Annotated in this window: 3 protein-coding genes and 2 pseudogenes; 1 reads left to right on the plus strand and 4 read right to left on the minus strand. The window is 38.2% G+C overall.

Annotated elements, in window-relative coordinates; genetic code table 11:
• Positions 1-1,125: pseudogene (locus AC52RT_RS15440) on the plus strand (site-specific integrase); the annotation flags it as partial.
• Between the two features lie 107 nt (positions 1,126-1,232).
• On the opposite strand, the gene glnA reads toward AC52RT_RS15440, so the two are convergent.
• From glnA to AC52RT_RS15460, 4 genes and pseudogenes are all read right to left on the minus strand, one after another.
• Entirely contained in the window at positions 1,233-2,567 is a 1,335-nt protein-coding gene (glnA, locus tag AC52RT_RS15445; RefSeq protein ID WP_495541566.1) for a type I glutamate--ammonia ligase, read from the minus strand.
• 44 nt (positions 2,568-2,611) lie between these two features.
• Positions 2,612-3,016 (minus strand): MerR family transcriptional regulator, encoded by a 405-nt coding sequence (locus AC52RT_RS15450; RefSeq protein WP_040373165.1) that lies wholly within the window; start codon positions 3,014-3,016, stop codon positions 2,612-2,614.
• A 308-nt stretch (positions 3,017-3,324) separates the two neighbouring features.
• The gene (locus AC52RT_RS15455; RefSeq protein WP_495541567.1) at positions 3,325-4,596 is read right to left on the minus strand and encodes a methionine gamma-lyase family protein; all 1,272 of its coding nucleotides are present in this window, start codon (positions 4,594-4,596) and stop codon (positions 3,325-3,327) included.
• 13 nt (positions 4,597-4,609) lie between these two features.
• Positions 4,610-4,810 (minus strand): annotated as a pseudogene (locus AC52RT_RS15460) (GTPase HflX); the annotation flags it as partial.

Here is a 4,810-nt window from a genome sequence, read left to right on the forward strand (position 1 = left end):
TGGCTACCTATAGAAAACGAGGAAACAAGTGGGAATACCGAATTTCATACAAGGATCCATATACACAAAAATATAAAATAAAGTCTTCAAGTGGATTCACTACCAAAAAGGAAGCGCAAATTGCCGCTACTGAAATGGAGCGCCAAATAAAAGAAGGTTTCGAACAAGTCCCCATATCTTTAAAGAGTTTTTTAGAAATATGGTTAGATGAGCATAAAGTCGATATAAGAAAAAATACTCGAATAATACATAAAAAAAACATCAGAAAGTATATATTGTCTTATTTCAAATACATTCAGTTGGGATGTTAAGCCAATCATGTATCAAAAATTTATAAATCATTTATGTGATCAGGGTTATAGCAAACGAACAGTAGAAATAATTCACGGGACTATGTACGCTGCTTTTTCAAAAGCTATCGCATGGAACAAAGTCGAAAAAAATCCATGTGATGGAGTAAAAATCAGAGCAAAAAATCGCCCTGATGAAGGATTAAAATATATGGATTCCGAACATATCAATACTTTTTATAAAGAGGCCTATGCTTACGGTTATATTTATTGGATCTTTTTCAAGGTGCTAATTGAAACTGGAATGAGAAAAGGAGAGGCAGCCGCCTTACAATGGACGGATATCGATTTAAAGGAGAAAACCATATCTATTAATAAGACTTTAGATTTTCAAGCAAAGCAAAATGAGGATCTGTTCGGTGACACAAAGACTTACAATTCCAAGCGAATAATAACTATAAGTCAATCGTTAGCCAACGACCTACATTTTCACAAAAAATATCAAAACCAAAATAAAATCTCTCTTAACGAAGTGTACCATCACGACTTAAATTTAGTTTTATGTAGAAAGGATGGTAATTTCATGCCGAAATCGAGTTTATTTAACTCCTTCTCAAGGATATTAAAACGATTTGACCATCCCCCTCTTCCTATTCATTCATTACGACATACTCATGCCGTATTACAACTCGAGTCCGGTGCCGATATGAAATACATTCAAGAACGTTTAGGTCATGGCAGCGTTCAGATTACAGCTGATGTTTATTCCCATATCTCTAAGAAAATTGAAAAAGACCGTAACGAAAAATTTGAGGAGCATATAAAAACATTTTAAAATAATTTTGGTCGTATTTTGGTCAAAGTTTTACGAACCGACAAACAGGTGCTGTGACCAAAATTAAAAAAAGCCCTCGATACCAATAGTATCAAGGGCTCTGAGCATTAATACATGCTCATATATTGTTCGCGTTCCCATGGGTGGACTTGCGTTCTAAACATATCCCATTCGATTTCTTTCGCTTCGACGAAGTGTTCTAGGATGTGATCGCCAAGTGCGGAAGACATAACTGGGTCAGCTTTTAGAATTTCTAGTGCTGCGTATAGTGTTGCTGGAAGGTCAACGATGCCTTCTTCTTCGCGTTCTTCTTTAGTCATAACATAGATGTTACGGTCAACTGGTGCTGGCGGTGTTAATTCGTTTTTAATACCGTCAAGACCTGCTTTAAGTAGAACTGCAAGTGCTAGGTATGGATTCGCTGCTGGATCGACGCTGCGTACTTCAACGCGTGTTGAGATGCCGCGTGATGCAGGAATACGAACTAGCGGTGAACGGTTTTTAGATGACCAAGCCACATAACATGGTGCTTCGTATCCAGGTACTAGACGTTTGTATGAGTTAACAGTTGGGTTTGTGATCGCTGTAAAGCTTGGTGCATGCTTAATGATACCAGCGATAAATTGTTCAGCTGTTTTGCTTAGTTCTTGTTTTCCATCTTTATCGTAGAATGCATTTTCATTTCCTTTGAATAGGGAAACGTTACAGTGCATGCCTGATCCGTTTACACCAAACAATGGTTTTGGCATGAATGTCGCATGCAGACCATGCTTACGTGCGATTGTTTTAACCACTAATTTAAACGTTTGGATATTATCACAAGCAGAGATAGCATCTGCATATTTGAAATCAATTTCGTGTTGTCCAGGAGCTACTTCATGGTGTGACGCTTCAATTTCAAAGCCCATTTCTTCCAGCTCAAGTACGATATCACGACGGGAGTTTTCGCCAAGATCGGTTGGAGCTAAATAAAAATAGCCGCCTTTATCGTTAAGTTCTAGAGTTGGTTCACCATTAGCATCTAGTTTGAAAAGGAAGAATTCCGGCTCAGGTCCTAAGTTGAAATTAGTGAAACCAAGGTCTTTTGCTTCTTGTAGAATTCGTTTAAGGTTTGCACGTGGATCTCCATCAAAAGGTGTACCATCTGTATTATAGATGTCACAGATTAAGCGAGCTACTTTCCCTTTTTCAGATGTCCAAGGGAAGATTACCCATGTACTTAAGTCTGGATATAAATACATATCCGATTCTTCGATGCGTACAAAACCTTCGATAGATGAACCATCAAACATCATTTTATTATCGAGAGCTTTTTCTAATTGGCTTACTGGAATTTCAACGTTCTTGATTGTTCCAAGAATATCCGTAAATTGAAGACGAATATACTTTACGTTTTCTTCTTTCGCTAAACGAGTGATATCTTCACGTGTATACTTTGCCATTTTTCAAATTCCCCCTAGATAGTTGTTTAATAGTTAATAATATTTTAATGGAAAAAACGTGACATGTCTCCTTGACGAAGTGATGTACGATTCTTCCCACCTTGTAAAAGTTCGGCTCGAAGCAGCTTGCGTAACTCTACATCTGTAAGGTCACGTCTTATTTTTTCAGCTTGCTTAATTGTTTCTGTTTCCACTTCAACTTCTTCTTTTACGGAAAAAATTTTTTTAATACCTGCTAAGTTAATTCCTTGTTCTAAAAGATCTTTCACTTCAAGTAGGCGATCGATGTCATTTAAAGAGAATAGCCGGCGGTTGCCTTCCGTTCTCATAGGAGTAATTAATTGATGCTCTTCGTAATAACGAATTTGGCGCGCGGACAACTCTGTCAGCTGCATCACAATTCCGATTGAGAAAAGAGGCATCGAACGCCGAATATTGTTGCCGCTCATCCTAGCATCCTCCTTTATTACTTATATTGTTTTCTTATAATTCTATCTTATTCTATGTAAGATAATATGTCAATTAAATGTTATGTTTTCTAACACAAAATTTCCATCGCCTCTTACTCTCTTATTCATTCCCTGTAGCATAAGGTTCAAACAAGTAAATCCCTAACTCTAATTGAAAATAAAGGAACAAATTCCAGCGCTATTCCACAAATTCTAAAAGAAAGATATTTTATATGATTAGTAGCTTATACTCATTACAATTTATAAATACATAAAAATGATGACGTGCGGATATCCGCACATCATCATTAACCTACTGTGATTAAATTTTTCGAGAGTAAAGAATCTACCGCTGTTAGGACAGCAATTTTAACATGCTCATAGGTTAAACCACCTTGCACGTAAGCCACAAATGGCGCACGTGTTGGGCCATCTGCAGTTAATTCAATGCTGGCTCCTTGAATAAATGTTCCTGCGGCCATAATGACATCATCTTCATAGCCAGGCATATAGGCTGGGTATGGAGTAACATGTGAATTAATCGGAGATGAATATTGAATCGCTTGGCAGAAGGCTACCATTTTATCTTGGTCATCGAATTGGACCGATTGAATTAAATCGGTTCGATAGGCATCCCATTTCGGGTAAGTATTCATCCCAAGCATCTCTAACAAAGCGGAAGTGAAAACAGCTCCTTTTAATGCTTGTCCGACTACATGCGGCGCCAAGAAAAAGCCTTGATACATTTCTTGAAGGCTATATAACGACGCCCCTGCTTCCGCTCCAATCCCTGGTGAAGTTAATCGGTACGAGCAAGCTTCGACAAATGGTTTTTTGCCGACAATATATCCACCCGTTTTCACTATACCGCCGCCAGGGTTTTTAATTAATGATCCTGCCATGAGATCTGCGCCTACATGGCACGGCTCTTGGTCTTCAACAAATTCCCCGTAGCAGTTATCAACAAAAACAACTAGTTCAGGGTTAATTGCTTTTACAAACTTAATCATTTCCTCAATTTCAGCAATCGTGAACGATGGACGCGTTGCATATCCTTTAGAACGCTGAATCCCAATCATCTTCGTTTTAGGCGTAATGGCCTTTTTCACACTGTCAAAATCGACTTTTCCTGCTTCGGTTAACGCAACAGAATCATAGCCAATTTTGAATTCCTTCAATGAACCGGTTCCTTTACCGCGAATCCCCACAATTTCCTCAAGGGTGTCATAAGGGGTCCCCGTGATATACAAAAGATCATCATCTGGACGAAGAATCCCAAATAAAGCAATGGAGATCGCATGTGTGCCGGAAATGATTTGCGAACGCACCAGCCCTGCCTCACCGCCTAATACTTCTGCAAAGATACTTTCAAGCGTATCCCGTCCATTATCATCATAGCCATATCCAGTAGATGGGGTAAAATGAAAATCACTTACCTGATGATTTTGGAAGCTTTTTAAGACACGAAATTGATTTGACTCCATACGCTCTTCTATTTTTTTATAAATAGGAGCTGCTTTTGTTTCTGCCTCTACCGCCAATTTTTTAAGTATTTCACCGTTCTGTAAATATTGATACATCAAATTTTCCCCTTTATTTTGTATAGTTCCCAAGTTGTCCTGTCAGTGGGTGATCGACTAAGCAAAAGCCTTTGCATTCATACCGTTCATGTTCTTCATCAAAAATGAGCGAGCGTAAAATCGTTTCATTTTTTAACTGTGAAAGTAATTTACCTTCTGTCCCTGGGAGGTAAATATGATATGGCTCCATTTCTTCAATCACTTTTTCTTCTAT

It is taken from the genome of Peribacillus sp., from assembly GCF_059453735.1.